Source organism: Plantibacter sp. VKM Ac-2876 (genome assembly GCF_015350715.1).
GTDB classification, from domain to species: domain Bacteria; phylum Actinomycetota; class Actinomycetes; order Actinomycetales; family Microbacteriaceae; genus Plantibacter; species Plantibacter auratus.
On sequence record NZ_JADKSI010000002.1, the window covers coordinates 301,389 to 322,357 of the forward strand.

At 69.0% G+C, this 20,969-nt stretch carries 18 protein-coding genes and 7 tRNA genes; 6 read left to right on the forward strand and 19 right to left on the reverse strand.

All coding sequences use genetic code 11. From position 1 onward, the window contains the following. Window positions 1–50: 50 nt before the first annotated feature. The 9 genes from yajC to thrS all read right to left on the reverse strand — a co-directional run bounded on the left by yajC (window position 51) and on the right by thrS (window position 7,858). The gene (gene yajC, locus ITJ62_RS07795) at window positions 51–434 is read right to left on the reverse strand and encodes a preprotein translocase subunit YajC (RefSeq protein ID WP_064293818.1); all 384 of its coding nucleotides are present in this window, start codon (window positions 432–434) and stop codon (window positions 51–53) included. 72 nt (window positions 435–506) lie between these two features. Then, complete coding sequence (gene ruvB / locus ITJ62_RS07800; RefSeq protein ID WP_079705916.1) at window positions 507–1,538, reverse strand: Holliday junction branch migration DNA helicase RuvB; 1,032 nt, start codon at window positions 1,536–1,538, stop codon at window positions 507–509. After that, complete coding sequence (gene ruvA / locus ITJ62_RS07805; RefSeq protein ID WP_079002492.1) at window positions 1,535–2,161, reverse strand: Holliday junction branch migration protein RuvA; 627 nt, start codon at window positions 2,159–2,161, stop codon at window positions 1,535–1,537. Before ruvA ends, ruvB begins: the two co-directional genes overlap by 4 nt. Further along, window positions 2,158–2,790 carry a crossover junction endodeoxyribonuclease RuvC gene (gene ruvC, locus ITJ62_RS07810; protein WP_194600690.1) on the reverse strand — a complete coding sequence of 211 codons (633 nt, stop codon included), beginning with the start codon at window positions 2,788–2,790 and terminating at the stop codon, window positions 2,158–2,160. The genes ruvA and ruvC overlap by 4 nt, the downstream gene beginning before the upstream one ends. 96 nt (window positions 2,791–2,886) lie before the next feature. Beyond that, entirely contained in the window at window positions 2,887–3,648 is a 762-nt protein-coding gene (locus tag ITJ62_RS07815; protein ID WP_085510866.1) for a YebC/PmpR family DNA-binding transcriptional regulator, read from the reverse strand. Window positions 3,649–3,747: 99 nt separating this feature from the next. After that, the gene (gene pdxT / locus ITJ62_RS07820; protein WP_137241690.1) at window positions 3,748–4,344 is read right to left on the reverse strand and encodes a pyridoxal 5'-phosphate synthase glutaminase subunit PdxT; all 597 of its coding nucleotides are present in this window, start codon (window positions 4,342–4,344) and stop codon (window positions 3,748–3,750) included. A gap of 30 nt (window positions 4,345–4,374) precedes the next feature. Further along, complete coding sequence (pdxS, locus tag ITJ62_RS07825; protein ID WP_079705912.1) at window positions 4,375–5,280, reverse strand: pyridoxal 5'-phosphate synthase lyase subunit PdxS; 906 nt, start codon at window positions 5,278–5,280, stop codon at window positions 4,375–4,377. Between the two features lie 98 nt (window positions 5,281–5,378). Further along, complete coding sequence (locus tag ITJ62_RS07830; protein WP_079705911.1) at window positions 5,379–5,939, reverse strand: HIT domain-containing protein; 561 nt, start codon at window positions 5,937–5,939, stop codon at window positions 5,379–5,381. After that, on the reverse strand, window positions 5,936–7,858 hold the full coding sequence (gene thrS / locus ITJ62_RS07835; protein WP_199862131.1) for a threonine--tRNA ligase: 1,923 nt from the start codon (window positions 7,856–7,858) through the stop codon (window positions 5,936–5,938). The genes ITJ62_RS07830 and thrS overlap by 4 nt, the downstream gene beginning before the upstream one ends. 194 nt (window positions 7,859–8,052) lie before the next feature. Between thrS and ITJ62_RS07840 the strand changes: the two genes are divergently transcribed. Then, window positions 8,053–8,736 carry a lysoplasmalogenase gene (locus ITJ62_RS07840; protein WP_194600692.1) on the forward strand — a complete coding sequence of 228 codons (684 nt, stop codon included), beginning with the start codon at window positions 8,053–8,055 and terminating at the stop codon, window positions 8,734–8,736. Between the two features lie 99 nt (window positions 8,737–8,835). On the opposite strand, the gene ITJ62_RS07845 is transcribed toward ITJ62_RS07840, so the two are convergent. The 7 genes from ITJ62_RS07845 to ITJ62_RS07875 all read right to left on the reverse strand — a co-directional run bounded on the left by ITJ62_RS07845 (window position 8,836) and on the right by ITJ62_RS07875 (window position 11,279). Continuing rightward, window positions 8,836–8,907 (reverse strand) — tRNA-Val (locus tag ITJ62_RS07845). 21 nt (window positions 8,908–8,928) lie between these two features. After that, window positions 8,929–8,999, reverse strand: a tRNA-Cys gene (locus tag ITJ62_RS07850). Between the two features lie 56 nt (window positions 9,000–9,055). Continuing rightward, a tRNA-Gly gene (locus tag ITJ62_RS07855) sits at window positions 9,056–9,127 on the reverse strand. A 309-nt stretch (window positions 9,128–9,436) separates the two neighbouring features. Next, window positions 9,437–10,708: an HNH endonuclease signature motif containing protein gene (locus ITJ62_RS07860; protein ID WP_194600695.1), complete on the reverse strand. Its 1,272-nt coding sequence runs from the start codon at window positions 10,706–10,708 to the stop codon at window positions 9,437–9,439. A gap of 235 nt (window positions 10,709–10,943) precedes the next feature. Further along, window positions 10,944–11,018: transfer RNA gene (locus tag ITJ62_RS07865), tRNA-Val, on the reverse strand. Between the two features lie 58 nt (window positions 11,019–11,076). Beyond that, window positions 11,077–11,147: transfer RNA gene (locus ITJ62_RS07870), tRNA-Cys, on the reverse strand. A 60-nt stretch (window positions 11,148–11,207) separates the two neighbouring features. Next, window positions 11,208–11,279: transfer RNA gene (locus ITJ62_RS07875), tRNA-Gly, on the reverse strand. A gap of 168 nt (window positions 11,280–11,447) precedes the next feature. Between ITJ62_RS07875 and ITJ62_RS07880 the strand changes: the two genes are divergently transcribed. Beyond that, window positions 11,448–11,520 (forward strand) — tRNA-Val (locus tag ITJ62_RS07880). A gap of 45 nt (window positions 11,521–11,565) precedes the next feature. On the opposite strand, the gene ITJ62_RS07885 is transcribed toward ITJ62_RS07880, so the two are convergent. Beyond that, window positions 11,566–13,206, reverse strand: a complete 1,641-nt coding sequence (locus ITJ62_RS07885; RefSeq protein ID WP_194600698.1) for an MFS transporter — start codon at window positions 13,204–13,206, stop codon at window positions 11,566–11,568. Window positions 13,207–13,371: 165 nt separating this feature from the next. Between ITJ62_RS07885 and ITJ62_RS07890 the strand changes: the two genes are divergently transcribed. Together ITJ62_RS07890 and ITJ62_RS07895 are read left to right on the forward strand one after the other, a co-directional pair. Continuing rightward, entirely contained in the window at window positions 13,372–14,112 is a 741-nt protein-coding gene (locus tag ITJ62_RS07890; RefSeq protein ID WP_194600701.1) for a histidine phosphatase family protein, read from the forward strand. Further along, window positions 14,099–14,980 (forward strand): ADP/ATP-dependent (S)-NAD(P)H-hydrate dehydratase, encoded by an 882-nt coding sequence (locus tag ITJ62_RS07895; protein WP_194600704.1) that lies wholly within the window; start codon window positions 14,099–14,101, stop codon window positions 14,978–14,980. The genes ITJ62_RS07890 and ITJ62_RS07895 overlap by 14 nt, the downstream gene beginning before the upstream one ends. Here ITJ62_RS07895 and ITJ62_RS07900 read toward each other — a convergent pair. After that, on the reverse strand, window positions 14,977–17,403 hold the full coding sequence (locus ITJ62_RS07900) for a phosphoketolase (RefSeq protein WP_194600707.1): 2,427 nt from the start codon (window positions 17,401–17,403) through the stop codon (window positions 14,977–14,979). The genes ITJ62_RS07895 and ITJ62_RS07900 overlap by 4 nt on opposite strands. A 62-nt stretch (window positions 17,404–17,465) precedes the next feature. Then, window positions 17,466–18,584 (reverse strand): hypothetical protein, encoded by a 1,119-nt coding sequence (locus tag ITJ62_RS07905; RefSeq protein ID WP_228498110.1) that lies wholly within the window; start codon window positions 18,582–18,584, stop codon window positions 17,466–17,468. 106 nt (window positions 18,585–18,690) lie between these two features. Here ITJ62_RS07905 and ITJ62_RS07910 point away from each other — a divergent pair, with 106 nt between their 5' ends. Then, a complete protein-coding gene (locus ITJ62_RS07910) occupies window positions 18,691–19,827 on the forward strand; it encodes a hypothetical protein (RefSeq protein ID WP_194600708.1) in 1,137 nt (378 codons plus the stop codon). Next, complete coding sequence (locus ITJ62_RS07915; protein WP_194600711.1) at window positions 19,824–20,966, forward strand: glycosyltransferase; 1,143 nt, start codon at window positions 19,824–19,826, stop codon at window positions 20,964–20,966. Before ITJ62_RS07910 ends, ITJ62_RS07915 begins: the two co-directional genes overlap by 4 nt. Window positions 20,967–20,969: the final 3 nt, after the last annotated feature.

The following is a 20,969-nucleotide window of genomic DNA, read 5'->3' on the forward strand; positions in this document are numbered from 1 at the left end:
TTTCTCTGCCGGCGGTGGCACGACGGCCCCCGCCCGGGAAGGGGTTGGGACTAGTCGTCGCTCTTCTGCGGCTTCGAGGTGTCCTCGACGCGCTGGCCGAATTCGGGCTTGGAGAGGTCGAGCGATGAGGCGTCGTCGGGGATCGACTCGACGACCGGGGCCTCCTCCGCGGTCTCGGCGACCGTCGGGGCGACGACCGCACCCGCGTAGCGGGGGTCGATGGTGACGATGACGCCGGGGGCGATCTCGACATCGGCCTTGCGGGAGTCGCGGTCCATCGAGATGAGGGTGCCGTAGACACCGAAGCCGGTGAGCACCTCGGCGCCGGGGACGAGCTTCTGCTCGGTCTCCGCGGCTTGCTTCTTCCGCTTGTTGTTGCTCACCATCATGAACACGATCATGACGCCGGCGAGGCCGAACAGGACGAGGGTCATTGCATCCACGATGGGAACCTTCCAGAGGAGATTGAGGGCGGGAGACGTTGGGAACGCACCGCCAAAGGGAAATTATAGGCCATCGAGGGTCGAGCCGTGCTGGGAAGGTGTTCTGCCGAAGTGCCGCCAGGCGGCCGGGGTCGCCACGCGGCCCCGTGGCGTGCGCGTGATGAGGCCGATCCGGACGAGGAACGGCTCGACGACGGACTCGATCGTCTCCGCTTCCTCGCCGACCGAGACCGCGAGTGTGCTGAGCCCGACCGGGCCTCCGGCGAAGCGGTCGAGCATGCCCTCCATGACCGACCGGTCGAGTCGGTCGAGACCGAGGGCGTCGACGTCGTAGAGCTCGAGCGCGGCCTGGACGGTCTCCAGGTCGGCGCGGCCACCGTGCACGAGTGCGTAGTCCCTGACGCGGCGGAGCAGGCGGTTGGCGATGCGCGGCGTACCCCGACAGCGTCCGGCGATCTCGGCGACGGCCCGTCCGTCGATGTCGAGCCCGAGCATGTCGGCGGTGCGGTGCAGCACCTGCTGCAGTTCCGGCTCGTCGTAGAACTCGAGATGGGCGGTGAACCCGAAGCGGTCGCGGAGCGGGTTCGGCAGCAGACCGGAGCGGGTGGTCGCTCCGACCAGGGTGAACGGTGCCAGCTCGAGGGGAATGCTCGTCGCGCCGGCACCCTTGCCCACCATGATGTCGATGCGGAAGTCCTCCATGGCGAGGTACAACATCTCCTCGGCAGGGCGGGCCATGCGGTGGATCTCGTCGATGAACAGGACTTCACCCGGGGTCAGCGACGACAGGACCGCTGCGAGGTCGCCGGCGTGCTGGATGGCCGGACCGCTCGTGAGCCGGAGCGGCTTCCCGGTCTCGTGCGCCACGATCATCGCGAGGGTCGTCTTGCCGAGTCCAGGAGGGCCGGCCAGCAGGATGTGGTCGGGGGTGCGGTTCTGCATCCCGGCGGCCGTGATCAGGAGTTGCAACTGACCACGGGCCTTCGACTGACCGACGAACTCGGAGAGCGACCGCGGACGGAGTGCCCCCTCGAACGCCAGTTCCGCGTCGGACTCGGCGGCTGGATTGGTGAGGTCTTCTGGAGCGTCCGTCACGAGGTACGGCCTCCGGCGTGCGCCGGGCCGAGTCTGCCGAGGGCCAGGCGGATGAGCGACGGCACGGTAGAGAGGTCGGCCGCACTTGCGGAGGCGGAGGCCTCCACGACCGCCTGCGTCGCCGTCTTCTCCGGCCAACCGAGTCCGATGAGCGCCGTCACGACCTGATCGGCGATCGCGGCGGCGTTCACGGTGGTCGCCGGAGCTTCAGGCGTCGTCCTGGTGACGCGGAGCTTGCCGGCGAGCGAGACGGTGATGAGCTTCGCCGTCTTCGGCCCGATCCCGGAGACCTTTCGGAACGGGGCGTCGTCGTCCGCGGAGATGGCGGCGGCGATCTGCTCCGGCGTCAACGCCTCCAGGACGCCGAGTGCCGATTTCGGGCCGACCCCGGTGACGCTCACCAGGAGCTCGAACACGGACAGCTCCTCAGCGGATCGGAACCCGAACAGGGAGAGCGAGTCCTCCCGCACGATCAGTGTCGTCGAGAGGAGCGCTTCGGTGCCGACCCGGAGTGAGAGTGCATGGGCCGGCGTGACCTGGACGGCGAATCCGACGCCGCCCACCTCGATCACGACGAGGTTGCCGACCGCGCTCAGGACGGTGCCGCGGAGGGAGGAGATCATGCTTCCAGCCTAGGGCTCCGCGCTGCCCGGGCCCGGACGGCCGCCTCGCGCGGAGCGCCGCCGCGTTCCGCCGCCGCCCACGCACGCTGGGCCGGGGTGAGTGCTCCACTCCCCTGCGGCGTTGCGCCGACGGGTGTCGCCGCCGTCGACACGACGGGTCGCCAGGCGTGGCAGATCGCGAGCGCGAGCGCATCGGCGGCGTCAGCGGGCTTCGGGAGTTCGTCGAGACCGAGGATCCGGGCGACCATGGTCTGCACCTGGAGCTTGTCCGCCCGGCCGTATCCGGTCACCGCGGCCTTGACCTCGCTCGGGGTGTGCAGGCCGACGGGGATCCCGTTCGCGGCCGCAGCGTGCAAGGCGAGCCCACTCGCCTGGGCGGTACCCATGACCGTCCGGACATTGTGTTGAGCGAACACCCGCTCGACGGCCATCGCGGTCGGTGAGGTGCGCTCGATCGCCTCGGCGATGCCCTGCGCGATCATGAGGAGGCGCTGCTCGAGTGGGGCGTGCGCGTCCGTCCGGATGACGCCGTACTCGACCATCGTGGCCTGTCGTCCGGGCAGGACGTCGACGACCCCCACCCCGCATCGGGTCAGGCCGGGATCGATGCCGAGGACGCGCAGAGTCATGTTCCGACCCTAGGCGTGGCCGAAGCTCCGAACGCTCCGGCAGGACGGAGTGTCGTACATCCGTTCGAATGAGCTTCGCTCGGCACGGGTGCCGGATTACTCGTCGTCGGCCTCGAGCTCGGCCTGCACCTCGGGGGTGAGGTCGAAGTTGCTGTAGATGTTCTGGACGTCGTCGTTGTCCTCGAGGGCGTCGATCAGCTTGAAGACCTTGCGCGCAGTGTCGGCGTCGATCTCGACCTTGAGGTTCGGGACGAAGGCGACGTCGGCGGAGTCGTAGTCGATACCGGCCTCTTGCAGGGCGGTCCGGGTCGCGACCATGTCGCTCGGCTCGGTGACGACCTCGAAGGTCTCGCCCTCGGTGTTCACCTCTTCTGCGCCAGCATCGAGGACGGCGCCGAGAACGTCGTCCTCGGTGGTCCCCTCGGATTGCACGACGATGAGGCCCTTGCGCTGGAAGTTGTAGGCGACCGAGCCCGGGTCGGCCATGGTGCCGCCGTTGCGGGACATGAGCGTCCGGACATCGGCTGCTGCACGGTTCTTGTTGTCGGTGAGGCACTCGACGAGCAGCGCGACGCCGTTCGGACCGTAGCCCTCGTACATGATCGTGGTGTAGTCGACGACCTCACCGGTGAGGCCGGCACCGCGCTTGACGGCGCGGTCGATGTTGTCGTTCGGGACCGAGGTCTTCTTCGCCTTCTGGATGGCGTCCTGCAGCGTCGGGTTGCCCGCGAGGTCTGCGCCGCCCATCTTGGCCGCGACCTCGATGTTCTTGATGAGCTTGGCGAACGACTTCGCGCGGCGGCCGTCGATGACCGCCTTCTTGTGCTTGGTCGTCGCCCACTTGGAGTGTCCGGACATGTGCTCCCTAACTGCGTGAAAAGAACCTGACCAGTCTAGGCCAGCGGCCCGGAACTCGCGATCACGCCGGGACGGGTGGCGGGAGCAGGCAACGATGCCTCAGCGGGATCGCTCGACCTTGTCGAGGAAGTAGGCGTGGAAGCGGGTGTCGCCGGTGACCTCGGGGTGGAAGGACGTGCCGAGGAGGTTCCCCTGCTCGACGGCGACCATCCGACCGTCGGGCAGCGAGGCGAGAGGTGTCACCGCCGGCCCGGCGGCCTCGACCACCGGCGCGCGGATGAACACCGCGTGCACGGGCGGGTCGCCGAGGACCGGGATCGAGAGGTCCGTCTCGAAGGAGTCGAGCTGCGACCCGAAGGCGTTGCGCCGGACGGAGACGTCGAGCCCGCCGAGACTCTGCTGGCCGGCGATCCCATCGAGGATCCGGTCGGCCAGGAGGATGAGTCCGGCGCAGGTGCCGTACACGGGCAACCCGGCGGTGATCGCTTCGCGTAACGGTCCGGCGAGGTCGAAGGAGCGAGCGAGCTTGTCCATCACGCTCGACTCCCCGCCGGGGAGGACGAGTCCGTCGATGCCGGTCAGTTCCGAGGGACGCCTGATGAGGCTGACGTCCGCCCCGAGGCCGGTGAGGACGGCCGCATGCTCGCGGAAGTCCCCTTGCAGGGCGAGGACGCCGACGCGTGCCGACCCGGTCACGACGTCACCTGGTTCAGGCCGGACGCGGGGCTACCAGCCACGCTCGGCGAGGCGGTGCGGTGCCGCGAGGTCGGCGACGTTGATGCCGACCATCGCCTCACCGAGACCACGGGACACCTCGGCGATGACCTGAGGGTCGTCGAAGAAGGTCGTCGCCTTGACGACGGCCGCCGCCCGCTGAGCCGGGTTGCCGGACTTGAAGATGCCGGATCCGACGAACACGCCGTCGGCACCCAGCTGCATCATCATCGCGGCGTCGGCCGGCGTCGCCACACCCCCGGCGGTGAACAACACGACCGGGAGCTTGCCGGTCTCGGCGATCTCCACGACGAGGTCGTACGGAGCCTGGAGCTCCTTCGCCGCGACGTACAGCTCGTCCTTCGACATCGACGACAGGTGCGCGATCTCCGAGCGGATCTTGCGGATGTGCTTGGTCGCCTCGGACACGTCGCCGGTGCCGGCCTCACCCTTCGAGCGGATCATCGCGGCACCCTCGTTGATACGCCGCAGCGCCTCTCCCAGGTTGGTGGCACCGCACACGAACGGGACGTCGAAGCCCCACTTGTCGATGTGGTTCACGTAGTCGGCCGGGCTCAGGACCTCGGACTCGTCGATGTAGTCGACGTCGAGCGCCTGGAGGACCTGGGCTTCGACGAAGTGTCCGATGCGAGCCTTCGCCATGACGGGGATGGACACCTCGGCGATGATGGATTCGATGAGGTCAGGATCGCTCATCCGAGCCACGCCGCCCTGGGACCGGATGTCCGCCGGGACGCGCTCGAGGGCCATCACGGCGACGGCTCCGGCGTCCTCCGCGATACGGGCCTGCTCGGCGGTGACGACGTCCATGATGACGCCGCCCTTGAGCATCTCCGCGAGTCCGCGCTTCACGCGGTTCGAGCCGTGCTGTCCAGTGGTCGTGCTGCTCTCGGTCATGATGGCGAGCGTACCGCCGGGTGGCCTGACGGTGCTCCGTCCACAGGCCGGAAATTGGACTTGGGTGGACCGGTCCAGATGGACCGGCCCACGACGGATCAGGCCGAGGTCGGCCAGGCGTCCGCGATCGCCTGTCGGACATCGCCGAGCAGCTGCGGGAGCGCCTTGGTCTGGGCGATGATCGGGAAGAAGTTGGCGTCCGTCGCCCAGCGCGGGACGATGTGCTGGTGCAGGTGCGCCGCGATCCCGGCGCCGGCCACGGCACCCTGGTTCATCCCGAGGTTGAAGCCGTCGTTCCTCGAGACGGACCGGACGACCCGCATCGCCGTTTGCGTCAGGGCGCCGATCTCGGCGACCTCCTCCGTCGTCGCGTCGTCGTACATCGCGACGTGGCGGTACGGGCAGACGAGCAGGTGCCCGGAGTTGTACGGGAAGAGGTTCAGCAGCACGAAGGCGTGCTCGCCCCGATGCACGATGAGCGCCGACTCGTCGTCGAGCGTCGGCGCGATGCAGAACGGACAACCGTCGTCGGATGGCTGTCCTTGCTTGATGTAGACCATCCGGTGGGGCGTCCAGAGACGCTGGAACGCGTCCGGGACGCCCACCAGGTGGGAGGTGTCGATCGACTCGAACGACTCCGGTTCGGTGCCCGGGGTCATGCCGGCAGATCCGCTGCGGTGTTCACCTGCAGTTTCGCGGCGATGGCGGCGCGGATCCGGCGCACGGCGTCGGCCACGGGGACACCGTTCTCCTGGGTGCCGTCGCGGAATCGGAAGCTCACCGCGCCGTTGGCCTGATCCTCCTCGCCGACGATCAGCTGCAGCGGGGTCTTCGCCTTCGTGTGATTGCGGATCTTCTTCTGCATCCGATCGTCGGAGGCGTCCAGTTCCGCGCGGACCCCCGACGAGCGCAGCTCGGCGACGACACCGCCGAGGAACTCCTCGTACTGCTCGGAGACGGGGATGCCGACGACCTGCACGGGGGCGAGCCACACCGGGAAGGCACCCGCGTAGTGCTCGAGCAGGATCGCGAAGAAGCGCTCGATCGAGCCGAGGAGTGCGCGGTGGATCATCGCCGGACGCTTGCGCGTGCCGTCAGCGGCCGTGTACTCCAGCTCGAACAACTCGGGCAGGTTGAAGTCGAGCTGCACGGTGGACAGCTGCCACGTCCGGCCGATCGCGTCGCGCGCCTGCACCGAGATCTTCGGACCGTAGAAGGCTGCGCCGGCGGGGTCGAGAACGAGCTCGAGACCGGACTCGACCGCCACCTGGCGGAGGGTCTCGGTCGCTTCGTCCCAGACCTCGTCGGTGCCGACGTACTTGTCGGGGTCCTTCGTCGAGAGCTCCAGGTAGAAGTCGTCGAGACCGTAGCCGCGGAGGGTCTCCAAGACGAACTGCAGCTGGCGGCCGACCTCGTCCTTGACCTGGTCGTCGGTCACGTAGATGTGGGCGTCGTCCTGCGTGAGGCCACGGACGCGTGTGAGCCCGGAGAGGGTGCCGCTCTTCTCGTACCGGTAGACCGTGCCGAACTCGGCGAGACGCAGCGGCAGTTCGCGGTAGCTGCGCCCTCGAGCTCGGTAGATCAGGTTGTGCATCGGGCAGTTCATCGGCTTCAGGTAGTAGTCCTGGCCCTGACGGGTGACGTGGCCGTCGGCGTCGACCTCCTGGTCGAGGTGCATCGCCGGGAACATGCCGTCCTTGTACCAGGCCAGGTGCTGGCTGACCTCGAACAGGTGCCCCTTCGTGATGTGCGGGGTGTTCACCAGCTCGTAGCCGGAAGCGAGCAGGCGCTCGCGCATGTAGTTCTCGATCTCGTTGCGGATGATGCCGCCCTTGGGGTGGAACACCGCGAGACCCGAGCCGATCTCCTCGGGGAAGCTGAAGAGGTCGAGCTCGGCACCGAGCTTGCGGTGGTCGCGCTTGGCCGCCTCCTCGATCCGCGTCTGGTAGGCGCGCAGCTCGTCCTTGGTCGCCCAAGCGGTGCCGTAGATCCGCTGCAGCTGCGGGTTCTTCTCGCTCCCCCGCCAGTACGCCGCGGCGAGACGCGTCAAGGCCCAGCCGTTGCCGATCATGCGCGTGTTCGGCAGGTGCGGACCGCGGCAGAGGTCCTTCCAGACCGTCTCCCCCGTCTTCGGGTCGACGTTGTCGTAGATGGTCAGCTCCGCGCCGCCCACCTCGACGTTCTCGTCGTCGGCTGCGGACCCGCCCTTGAGGCCGATCAGCTCGAGCTTGTAGGGCTCCCCCGCCAGTTCCGCGCGAGCCTCGTCCTCGGTGACGACGCGTCGCACGAAGCGCTGGCCCTGGCGGATGATGCGGTCCATCGTCTTCTGCAGCACCTTGAGCGCCTCAGGCGTGAACGGTGCGGCGACGTCGAAGTCGTAGTAGAAGCCGTCGGTGACCGGCGGACCGATGCCGAGGTTCGCGTGCGGGTCGACCTGCTGCACGGCCTGCGCGAGCACGTGGGCTGCGGAGTGGCGGAGGATGTTGAGACCGTCGGGCGAGTCGAGGTGCACCGGCTCGACGGTGTCCGTCTCCGTCACCGTGGCGGCGAGGTCCTTCAGTTCGCCGTTGACGCGCATGGCGACCACGGATCGGTCGGTGAACAGTGCGAACCCGTCACTCACGGATGATCTCTCTTTCTCAGGTGAAACCTTGGCCGTGCAAGCCTATCGTCGTCCACGACGAGGAGACGCTGCCGTCGGTCGGCGGCCATGGTCCGTGCTCGGTCGCATCGCTAGAGTGAAGGCCTACGGACGTGACGGGGGTGGCGCTGATGACGGCTGTGCAGAGGAGCGGGGCTGCGACGGCGCTGTTCGCCGCGCTGCCCGCGGTCGCACTCGTGCACATCATCGCCCTCGCCTCCGGTCAGGAGTGGCTGTCGCTCCTCACCAAGCCGTTCATCATGCTGGTCCTCGCGCTGGCGCTCGTGTGGTCGGTCCGACGGCTGTCGGTCGCTGCGGTCACCGCGCTCGTCTCGATCATGTGCAGCTGGCTGGGCGACGTCGCCCTCATGGTTCCGGGCGAACTCGCGTTCGGCGTGGGGATCCTGTTCTTCATGCTCGCTCAGGCCGGCTATGTCGTACTCTTCGTGCGGCATCTGCGCACCAGGCAGCGCCCGCCGGTGTGGGCTCTCGTGTACCTGGTGTGGCTCGTCGCCGGCGTCGCGCTCCTCAGTCAGCAGGACATGGGGGCGCTGTATCCGGCGGTCATCCTCTATGCCGTCGTGATCGGGGCCATGGCCGCGTCATCGACGATGACGACGCCGACGATCGCCGTCGGCGGTGCGCTGTTCCTGGTCTCCGACTCGTTGATCGGGCTCGACCGCTTCGTGCCTGCCGTGACGATCTGGGCGGCTGACGAGATCATCATGGCGACGTACGCCGCGGGTCAAGGCCTCATCGTGTGGGGCGTCGCGGAGGTCCTGCGTCGCCGGGAGCGGGCGGTCCTCGCCGTCTGAGCGGACGACCGGGGCGTGCGACGAGTGGGGTCAGCGCAATGGGTGATCCATGCAAGGACGAAGGGCCCGAGCTGTTCGCTCGGGCCCTTCGTGTTCCTGTGGGCGATACTGGGATCGAACCAGTGACCTCTTCCGTGTCAGGGAAGCGCGCTACCGCTGCGCCAATCGCCCAGGTGAGTGGTGTTGCCAGCGAGGTGGCGACGGGATTCGAACCCGTGTGGACGGCTTTGCAGGCCGCTGCCTAGCCTCTCGGCCACGCCACCACGTGTGATGAAACACACTGTCGAGCGGAACGCTTGCACGTTCTCACTGACACTCGAGCGGATGACGAGATTCGAACTCGCGACCCTCACCTTGGCAAGGTGATGCGCTACCACTGCGCCACATCCGCATTGCATTCCGTTTCCGGGTGCTTGGAAACTCTAGCCGATGTTGACGGCACTCGTTGACACCTCGGCGCGGGCGATTCGGCCGAACCCTTGATGTTCCGCGGAAAATCGGGCTGAAAATCCATCTTCCTCGGCGCGTCGGCCCGTGACGACGTCCGGAGCGGCGGCTTCCAGGGCCGAGCCACCCTTCGTCAGGCTCAAGGACCGGAGTGGTCGGGGTGCACTCCCCCGGTCGCTGGGTTGTTCCTGGTCACTGAGCTTGTCGAAGTGCCCACAAGGAACCCTTCGACAGGTTCAGGGACCGGAAATGGTCAGAACGGCGCGGGATCAGGTTCGGTCAGATACTGCTTCCCGTCGGGTGTCGTCCACTCGAGCACCCCGCCCGGTCCATGGGCGAGGTTCCATCCCGGGAGGTGCTTCATTCTGTGGTGATGTCGGCAGAGACAGGCGAGGTTCCCGACATCCGTGGTGCCGCCGTCTTCCCACGCGACCGAGTGGTCGAGGTCGCAGGCTCTGGCGCGCCTGCCGCAGCCCGGTGCCCGACAAGTGCCGTCCCGGAGGCGCACTGCCCGTTGGAGGTCGGCCGGGACCCGGTACTGGTTGCGGCCGACGGAGAGGACCGCGCCGGTTTCCGGCTGGATGAGGATCCGGGTGAAGCTGGGGGCGTTCACCGCGATGCGTGCGGCGGTCTCCGGGTCGATCGGCCCGTATCCGTCGAGCGTGGCCGGGGCGTCGTTGACGCCGGCCATGCTGAGCGCCGGGACGGTGATCTGCACGGTGGGCTTGATGTGCTCCTGGACCTCGATGGGGTGCGGCAGGACCGGGCTCGACGCCACGTCTTCCGGGGTTACTCCGGTGAGGGCGAGGGCCGCGAGGGCGTCTGCCTGCAGCTGCGCGCAGGTGCGAGTATCGCCGGCGGCGCGCGACTCCGCTGCCGCCGCCTCGACCCGCTCGATGATGCCCTGCGCGATGGGTGCGGTGGTGAAGAGGTGCACCCAGGCCATACCGTCTGCTGCGGGCTCGAACTCCGCCCGACGGTCGGCCTCGGAGCGGGTTGCGCGTGCGGTGATGGACTCGGGGTGGAGGCGCTCCCGCAGGACGCGGGCGCGGCTCTTGAGCCCTGCGGCGGTTATGCGCTCCGCTTCTGGAAGGACCTGGTCGAGAAACACCGCCCGCCCAGCAGCAGGGACGTCGCAGAGTTGGTCGGTGATCACGTGCGCATGCCGCGCCGAGATCCGGCCGGCCTCCAGCGACGCCAGCACGGCCGGTGCGTCATTGACGAGACGTTCGGCGTCGTTCGTCGCAAGCTGGACCGTCCGCTCCGGCATCCGGGTCGCCATCGCGAGGGCCGCACACGTCGACCGGCGGGACAGCGCCCGACGCTCAGCCGGCGGAAAGCTTGCCGGGACCGTGACGTCCGCGAAGGCATCGGCATAGGCGGCGGAGCGGGCCAGCAGACGCGCTTTCCGTGCGTCGAGGACGGCTTGCTGCCGGTGGATCTCAGTCCACTCGTCCGAGAACTCCGCGAGGCGCGCGGCGTACTCGTCGCCCGCGCGGGTCGCGGCGGCGGTGGTCTCGGTCATGGAACAAGTCCACCATGGACCACTGACATTCCAGATGACGAGTCGTGCCCGTCGGGGAAGTTTCTCGTGTGCCCTTCGACAAGCTCCGGGACCGAAGGGGGTTGCTCAGAGGCAGGAAGGGTGCCCGCGGGCTCTGCGACTGGCGGAACTATGGCGTCCTCGCGGGCCAGTTGAAGCAGACCGGGAAAGACGCGCGCAAATGACGAAAGCCCCCGGGGGTCCGGGGGCTTTCTGGTGGTGGGCGATACTGGGATCGAACCAGTGACCTCTTCCGTGTCAGGGAAGCGCGCTACCGCTGCGCCAATCGCCCAGGTGGCGTGTGAGACACGACGCCGGGATGTTGCTGGTGGAACTGTGTTGCTGAGGTGAGGTGGCGACGGGATTCGAACCCGTGTGGACGGCTTTGCAGGCCGCTGCCTAGCCTCTCGGCCACGCCACCATGTGTGACCGAACACACTGCCGAGTAGGGTTCCTGCCGGAACAACACCACTGACACTCGAGCGGATGACGAGATTCGAACTCGCGACCCTCACCTTGGCAAGGTGATGCGCTACCACTGCGCCACATCCGCATTGCCCGCATCACTGCGTGCTCGAACGACTCTAGCCGAAACCGGGACCGATGTTCAAACCGGCGCACGTACTGGGTCGACAGCGTTGCGGATGTGCGTTCGTCCCCCGGCATCGGCTAGTATCGTGACTCGCGGCTGTTCGGCACCTCTCCGGTGCGGACGACCTGCGGGCGATTGGCGCAGTTGGTAGCGCGCTTCCTTCACACGGAAGAGGTCATCGGTTCGAGTCCGGTATCGCCCACATCATCCACCATCGCCCGGGGTGTTCCACCTCCACGGCGGCGACTCACTCCGCGGGATCAGGACGTTCCGCCCTGGCAGACCCGGTCCGGCGGGCATCGCTCGGGAAGAAGTGTCGTTCGACGGGTTCACCGGCGGCGTGCGCCAGCGCTGCAGCGCGGATGTCGCGGTCTCGGCCGGTCAGACGCTGCGTCTCCTGTCGTCGGAACTCGCCCCACGACGGCACCATGAAGGTCTCCAACTGCACGTCGGACTCCTCGCCACTCCGGTACAGGGCCCATCTCGAGGCGCCGGTCCGGCGACGAGAGGACTCGACACGACCCATCGCTGTCTGGAACGCGGCGAGCGAGTCGGGATGGACCGTGTAGGAGATCTGCACGAGGACCGGCCCGTCGGTCGGCTGCGGCTCGAACACCAGCGTGGGTGTGGGCCAGGACATCGAGATGCTGCGGTCGACGGTTCCGGTTCCGGGGAGCAGGGGCAGCACCCGAACACTGGCCGCCACCAGCAGGAGCAGGACGGCCGAAGCGCTGTACGCGAGCGGCGTGCCGAGTCCCTGTGCAGCCACGCCCCAGCTGATCGAGCCGATGGCCATCGCGCCCATGAAGACGAGGATGTATATCGAGGCTCCGCGGGACCGCACCCACTGCGGCAGGGTGAGCTGCAGCGCGGCGTTCAGCACCGTGAGGGTGCCGATCCAGGCCAGCCCCGCGAACACGAGGAGCAGCAGGGTCGGCGCGAAGGGCAGGAACGCCGCTGCGAGCGACCCGGCGGCGAAGAGCACCGCACTCCCGGCGATGACGGTGTTGTCGGAGAACCGACGCCGAGCGAGCGGAAGGGCGAAGATGCCCAGCACGGCACCCACACCGAGAGCACCGAGCAGGAGACCGTATCCGCTCGAGTCGAGGTGGAGGCGCTTCGCCGTGAGGGGCAGCAGCGCCCAGAGGGCACTTGCAGGTAGCGCGAAGAGTGCGGAACGCAGCAGGATCCGGCGGACGAGGTGCGCGGACACGACGTACCGGACCCCCGCTCGCAACGCTGCCCCGAACGGCTCGCGGTCGTCGAGACCGGTCTGCGAGGGTCGCTTCCACCAGACGAGGGCGATCACGGCCACGACGAAGCTCAGCGCGTTGACACCGAACACGACGGGAGCACCGAAGGCCGACAGGACGACACCGGCCAGGGCTGGACCGACCGCACGGGCTCCGTTCACGGTGACACCGCCGAGCGCCGACGAAGCCGCGATCAGGTTGCGGGGCACGAGCTCCGGCTGGATCGCCTGCCATGCGGGTGAGGTCAGGGTGGAGGTGATGCCGAGCAGGAAGGTGAAGGCCAGGATCGTCCACGGCGTCAACGCACCGACCGCCGCCACAACGGTGAGCGCGGCTGCGAGGACCGCACTCGCCGCCGATCCCCAGATGAGCAGCCGTCGCCGGTCGAGTGAGTCCGCGAGGACGCCTGCTGGCAGGGCGACCAGGATGGCGGGCGCGAGGCTCGCGGTCTGCACGAGGGCGATGACCGCTGCGCCTGCGGCGGCCTCGACCAGGACCCACTGGGCTCCCACGGTCTGCATCCAGGTGCCGATGTTGCTCCCCAGCTGGGCGAACCAGAGCACCCTGAAGGCGGTGATCGCCATGGGCGCCCACGCCGACGGTTGCGACGACGGGATTGCTGAGGGTGAAGACATGGTCGAACGATAGGACGCCGTCGCGGCCCGGGCATCGTCGTTTTGTCGCAATCATCGAGCGGTGCCATCACCGTCGAGGGCCGGCCGGCGGCGTCGCCCTATGGAGGATCATCGCCGGATCGTCAAGCTCTCCGTGCACCGAATCGTGCTGGCTACCGTGGATGCATGGCCATCACGGAACTGATCCTCGTCCGCCACGGTGAAAGCGCCGGGAACCTCGCCGCGTTGGAAGCCGATCGTGCCGGATCCCACCGCATCGCCGTCCCCCAACGTGACGCCGATGTACCCCTCTCGGCCCTCGGCGTCGAGCAGGCAGCCGCGGTGGGCGCTCGGCTCGCCACCCTCGCTCCCGCCGACCGCCCCGACATCGTGTTCAGCTCGCCCTATCGACGAGCGCACGAGACGGCCGTGGTCGCGCTCCGGACCGCCGCGTTCGACGCCGATGAGCTTCGGCCGGTCGTCGACGAACGGCTGCGCGATCGCGAACTCGGGATCCTCGACACCTTCACCTCGGTCGGCGTCGATGCGGAGTTCCCGGAGGAGGCCGCTCGACGACGGTCCCTCGGCAAGTTCTACTACCGACCGCCGGGAGGTGAGGCCTGGACGGATGTGGCCCTCCGCCTCCGCTCGTTCATCGGGGACCTGGACCGGCACACCGACCGCACGCGGGCCCTGGTGGTCTGTCACGACGCCGTCATCTCGCTCTTCCGCTACATCTGCGAGGGGTGGGATGAGCGTCGTGTCCTGGAGGAGGCCGCTCTCCGTCCGACACCGAACGCCTCCTTCACCCACCTCGTCCACGACGGACGGGCCTGGAGAGCACGCACGGCGAATGCGACCGCACACCTCGAGCAGGCGCAGGTCGCGGTCACCGAGCACTCGGGGGCGACCGATGTCCGAAGCTGACCCCACCATGCTCACGCCTGAGGTCCTCGCCGACTGGCCGCTCCCCGATCCCGGATCGTCGAAGGACGATCGTGGGTCGACGCTCGTCGTCGGTGGCGCGCGGATGACGCCCGGGGCGGTCGCCTTGGCGGGCCTGGCCGTCCTCAGGGTCGGCGCGGGTCGGATCACGCTCGCGGTCGGTGCGTCGGCATCGTCAGCACTCGCGATCGCCTTCCCCGAGGCCGGCGTCATCGGGTTGGCCGAAACCAGCGGCGGAGCCGTCCGGGGTGACGAGGCCGGCCGCCTCGAGGACGTCCTGGACGTCGACTGTCTGCTGCTCGGTCCGGGCCTCGACGACGCGCACGAAGCCGTGGCACTCCTCCACGGGGTGCGCCCGCTCCTGGGCGCCGACACCGTCGTGGTCCTCGACGCCTTCGCGCTCGGTGCCCTGTCACACGCTCCCGACTTCTCGAAGGGGCTGGAGGGTCGCCTCGTGTTCACCCCGAACGTGGCCGAGGCCGCGATCCTCCTCGACGTGGACGAGGCCGACCCGGACACGGCGGCGCTCGAGCTGGCGCGACGGTACGGAGCCGTCGTCACCTGTCAGGGCAGGGTCTCCGACGGTGAGCGGGACTTCATCGCGCCCGGCGGGAGTCCGGCCCTCGGGACGGCGGGGAGCGGTGACGTCCTGGCCGGTGCGATCGCCGGGCTCGCGGCACGCGGACTCTCCCCGCTCGCGGCGAGCTGCTGGGGTACCGTGCTGCACGCCGCCTCCGGCGATCGGCTCGCCGACCGGATCGGCCCTCTCGGAGCCCTCGCCCGCGAGTTCGCGGACGAGTTCCCGACGCTCCTCCGTGAGCTCGATCGACCCGTCACGGGGCGGTCTTAACCGACAGCGGGCCAGCGCCAGCCGGTGATCTCGGGTGCATCCTCGCCGAACTCCCTGGTGTGCGCTCGGGCTCGGAGCCGGGCGTCCTGCATCTCCTGACGGAGACCCGCGAACCGCTCACCGAGCCCCGGCGTCCGGTCGATCGCGTCGCACACGAGCGAGAACCGGTCGATCTCGTTGAGCATGACCATGTCGAACGGTGTCGTGGTCGTCCCGTTCTCGAGGTACCCGCGGACGTGCAGCTGATCGTGCCCGTGGCGCTTGTACGTCAGCCGATGGATGAGCCACGGGTACCCGTGGTAGGCGAAGACGACCGGACGGTCCGTCGTGAACACGCTGTCGTACTCGGCGTCGGAGAGGCCGTGCGGATGCTGATCCTCGCCCATGAGTCGCATGAGGTCGACCACGTTCACGACCCGGACGGACAGCTCCGGGATGCGTTCGCGCAGGATGCTCACGGCGGCCAGCGTCTCGAGCGTGGGGACATCCCCGGCACAGGCCATGACGAGGTCCGGGCGCTCCCCCGCACGCTCCGAACCGGCGAAGGGCAGGATGCCGAGCCCGCGGGCGCAGTGCGCGCGAGCGTCGTCGATGCCGAGCCACACGGGTTCCTGATCCTTGCCCGCGACGATGACGTTGATCTCGTCCGTGCTCTGCAGGCAGTGCTCCGAGACAGCCAGGAGGGTGTTCGCATCGAACGGCAGATACACCCGGATGACATCGGGCTTCTTGTTCACGACGTGGTCGATGAACCCGGGATCCTGGTGGCTGAAGCCGTTGTGGTCCTGACGCCAGACGTGGCTCGTGAGGAGGTAGTTGAGGCTCGCCACCGGGCGCCGCCACGGCAACTCACGTGAACCGTTCAGCCACTTCGCGTGCTGGTTGAACATGGAGTCGACGATGTGGATGAAGGCCTCGTAGCAGGTGAACAGGCCGTGCCGACCGGTGAGCAGGTAGCCCTCCAACCAGCCCTGGCACTGGTGCTCGCTGAGCATCTCCATGACCCGGCCGGCGCGGGCGAGATGCTCGTCGTCCGGGACGGTCTCGGCGTTCCACTGCCGTTCGGTCACCTCGAAGACCGCCTGGAGTCGGTTACTGGCGAGTTCGTCGGGAGCGAAGATCCGGAAGGTGGTCGGGTTACGCCGGATCACCTCCGTGAGCCACGACCCCAGGACACCCGTCGCCCCGGCGTCGCGACCACCCGGGGCTTCCACCACGACGGCGGCGTCGTCGATCGCGGGGAGGTCGAGCTCCGTGCGCAGCAGACCTCCGTTGGCGTGCGGGGTCGCGCTCATCCGGGCCTCCCCGAGCGGAGCGAGTTCCCGCACGAGTGGAACCACCGCGCCATGTTCGTCGAAGAGCTCCTCAGGCCGGTAGCTCCGCATCCAGGACTCCAGGATCCGCGTGTGCTCCTCGGTGTCCCGAGCGTCGGCGAGCGGGACCTGATGCGCGTGGAACGTCCCCTCGACCCGGACGCCGTCGATCACCTCGGGGCAGGTCCAGCCCTTCGGTGTGCGCAGCACGATCATGGGCCACACCGGCCGTCCGATGTCTCCGGAGGCGGCCCGGGACTTGATGGCCGCGATGCGGTCGAGCACGACGTCGAGGACCTCGGCGAACCTGCGGTGGACCTCCATCGGATCCTCGCCGTCGAACCCGCCCTCGACGAAGAACGGTTCGTGTCCGTATCCGCGGAGGAGACTCTCGAGTTCGGAGCGTGGGATGCGAGCCAGGACCGTCGGGTTCGCGATCTTGTAGCCGTTCAGGTGCAGGATGGGCAGGACGACGCCGTCCTGGACCGGGTCGATGAACTTGTTGGAGTGCCAGCTGGTCGCGAGCGGTCCGGTCTCCGCTTCACCGTCGCCGACGACCGCCGCCACGAGGAGATCTGGATTGTCGAAGGCTGCGCCGTACGCGTGGCTCAGGACGTACCCCAGCTCGCCACCCTCATGGATGCTGCCTGGCGTCTCGGGCGCCGCGTGACTCGGTACCCCGCCGGGGAAGCTGAACTGACGGAAGAACCGGGTCAACCCTGCTTCGGTCTCGGCGACGTCAGGGTAGATCTCGCTGTAGGTGCCGTCCAGGTAGGCGCTCGCCAGGATCGCCGGCCCGCCGTGCCCGGGCCCGGCGATGAACATCGCCGACTGGTGGCGCTCCGCGATCACGCGGTTGAGATGCGCGTAGGTCAGATTCAACCCCGGAGCTGTCCCCCAATGGCCGAGGAGCCGGCGCTTCACATGAGCGGCTTCGAGCGGGCGGCGGAGGAGCGGGTTGTCGAGCAGGTAGATCTGCCCGACGGACAGGTAGTTCGCGGCGCGCCACCAGGCGTCGACCTGTTCGATGCTCCGCTCGAACACCGGCCCGCTCGTGCCGCGAGGCCGCCAGCTGTCCGTCGTCGACCCGTCCGGTGCTTTGTGCGTCATCGTCCCAAGATCCCAGGTCGAGCGACCGGAGGCCAGGGTGGTGCGTCGCTCCTGCGAGCGTGCTAGAGCGTCGGCGGGCGGTGCCGACCGGTACCGGCCGTCGCGCCCCACCAGTCGAGGTACGCGCTCGCGGTGTCCGGCAGCGCCGGGCGGAGGCTGCGACCGGCGGGCAGGCGCGTCCGCGAGGGGTCCAGCCAGGCCGCCGCCAACTCGGTGTGCAGCGTCGACGGGTCGTACCGGACCATCGTCTCCGGCCGCAACTGTTCCATCTCCGCCGCGTAGCGCGAGTCGACGACGAGCGGCCGGCGGCCTGCCTCGACCCAGTCGAGCATCGATCGCGACGCGGAGACATGGCCGTGCGCGGCGAGCGGGATGCCAGGAAGCGAGATCTGCGCGGCGAACGCCGCATCGTCGAGATATCCGGTCACCTCGAACGAGACCTCGGCGGCACGTGCTTCCGCCTCGAGGTCGAGCACGTCGTCCTCATGGCCGGCCGAGGGGGCACCGATGGCACGGACGACGACATCGGCGATCGGGTGACCGGTGGCACGGAGATCCTCCGCCGCTCTCGATGCCGCCTGGATCGCCGCTGCGTGGCCCTTCCCCGGGTAGATGAACCCGGCGATGAGGACGGTGAGTGGACGGGCCGCTCCGGGCTGCGACGCATCGTCCACGGTGGCCGGAGCGGATGCGATCCGGGAGCCGAGCGGGATGGCGTATGGAACGACCGAGGCACTGACACCGAGGAACTCCTCGGCGAGCGCCTGCTCGTGCCGGCTGTTGACGGCCGTCGCGTGGGCGGCTGCGATGAACCGTGCGTAGGCGGCGATGCGGCGGTCCAGCATCCTGCCGTCCGAGGTCTGCGGGATGTCGTGGAGGGTGACGGTCAATTCGGTGGCGTCTGCGAGGCGCTCGACGGCTTCCGCCGCCTCCTCGGGCGACCGGCCGAACAGGCGGTCGGTGACGTGGACGTGTGCTCGGTCCACGCCCTCGAGCAGGTGCACGGCGTCGGACGGGGTCTGGGCGTCCAAACGTTCCGCGCGAGGGTCGGTGGCGACCACGGCGTCGGCGACGTCGATCGCGTACTGGACGACGCCGTGGTGCTGTGGGCCGACCATGAGGAGACGGGGTGGGGCTGCGATCACCTGCGTCATGGTGGTGCAGTGGGGGGCCTGCGTCAAGGGTCGCGGGCACTCTCGTCATCGGACCTATGTTCGGAGGACGGCGCGCGCATCGCGCCGACCCGTCCGCGCGTCTCGCGCCCGCATCCGTACAGGGGATCCCGCCATGCAGTCGACCGCGACGCCGCACGCCACCGCTCGAGTCGCCGACCCGGCGTCTCGCCCGATCCGTGTCGTCTCGATCCCGGCCGCGCACCCCTACGTCGGTCGGGTCTCCGCCTCACCCGAGATCGACGTCCTGGACGATCCGCCGGTCGAGGGAGCGCCATCGGGCGTCTGGTGGCCCCCCGTGGCCCTCGATCCGAGCTGGATCCGCGACCACGCCGCCGATGCCGATCTCCTGCACATCCACTTCGGCACGGAGTCGTTCCCACCCGGACACGTGACCGCTTGCCTCGAGGCCGCGCACGAGGTCGGCTGGTCGGTCGTCTACACGGTGCACGACCTCGAGCACCCGCAGCTCGAGCACCAGGGGGCGTACGAGGCGCAGCTCGACGAGCTCGTCCGCGGCGCCGACGCGCTGGTCACGCTGACCCCCGGCGCCGCCGAGGGGATCCGGGAACGCTGGGGTCGCGAGGCGATCGTCATCGCTCATCCGTCACTCCTCTCGGACGACGTCGACGTCCCGCTCGTGCTGCCGTCGGCCGGGTCTCGGGTCGGCGTCCATCTGAAGGACCTGCGCCCCAATGTGGACGCGGTCGGTGCCGTCACCACCCTCATCGACGCGGTCGAACGCCTGCGTCGCCGTGGAGCGGACGTCGTCGCAGAGATCCGGATGCACCACGTGGTCCGCGATCCGGAGGCCCGCGACGCCGTCCGACGGCTTGTCGGCAGATCGGAAGCGGCGCTCCTCATCGAGCACGAGCGTCTCGACGACCTCGGACTCTCCATCGCACTCAGCCGCCTGGACGTCTGCTTGCTCCCCTACCGGCACGGCACCCACTCGGGTTGGCTCGAACTCTGCTGGGATCTCGGCGTGTCCGTCGCCGTCCCGTCCGGGATCGGTGCGTACCTCGAGCAGCATCCCGACGACACGGTCTCCGCGTATGACCTCGGGGACGGAGCCTCACTCGAGCGTGCCGTCGGCGAGCTCCTCGCAGCGGATGGCGCCACCCGAGCCGGTTCCGCCGATCGGAGCGCTACCGTCGCCGAGCGCCGCGCCCGTCGCGTCGTCGACGACGCCGTCGGTGCAGTAGCGCACGCCGAGCTGTACCGCCGAGTCATCGCCGAGCGCGCCTCGTGACGGCCGGTCCACGACTGCGCGTCGTCGTCGTCGCCCCGCTGCGCTTCCCCATCCGTCGTCCACACGCCGGCGGGCTCGAATCCGCCGTGTGGTCGGAGGTCACCGCGCTTCGCGCACGAGGCCACGAGGTGACGTTCATCGGCGTCCGCGGGTCCGACTTCGTCGAGCGCGGCAGCGTCTTCGAACTGCCGGAGTTGCGGTGGCCACGCTGGTCCTCCCCTGATGACGAGCGGTATCCCCCGGACCACGCGACCCGGTCCGTCCCGGCATTGCGTCGCGCTCTCGAAGCGATCGCCGCTCGTCCTGGGCGGTATGACGTCGTGTCGAACCACTGCCTGGACGCACTCCCGGTGGAACTCGCGCCTGAGCTGGGTGTCCCGATGATCACCACTCTGCACACGCCGGTCGACGAGGCCGTCGCCGCTGCTGCGAACCGCGCCGGTTCCGACGGGAGCAGGTTCCTGGCGGTCAGCGAGTTCACGAAGCGCACCTGGGCGACGGCCGGCGTCGAGTCCGAGGTGCTCCTGAACGGCATCGATCCGGATGCCTGGCGGGCCGGCCGGGGCGGTGACGACCTGGTGTGGTTCGGGCGGGTCGTCGCGGAGAAGGCTCCACATCTCGCGGTCGACGTCGCCCGCCGACTGGGGCGACGCCTCGTCATCGCCGGCCGCGTGGGCGATCCGGTGTACGCCGAGCGCGTGCTGTCGCCGCTGCTGGGACGCGACGTCCGACATGTCGGGCCGCTCGATCCGGCGCGACTCGCCACGCTCGTGGGGCGGAGCGCGGCAGCGGTCTCGACGCCGGCGTGGGCCGAGCCGTTCGGTCTCGTCGCGCCGGAGGCGCTGATGACCGGCACACCGGTGGTCAGTTTCGCCGTCGGCGGTGTGCCCGAGATCGCCCAGGCCAGCGTCGGGATGCAGGTCGTCGAGCCAGGAGACCTGGCCGCCATGGCGGACCGCGTGGACGGGTTGATCCGGCAGTCGGAGCTGGACCGAGGGTTCCGCGCCTCGATCCGGGCATCCGCCCTCGCCCGGTTCTCGCTCGACGCCAGGGTGGGCCGGCTCGAGGAGCACTTCGCCGCGCTCCTCGGCGACTCCCCCGTGCTCGGTTCCGGTCGCGTCGACGAGTTCAGCTCGTGAGGC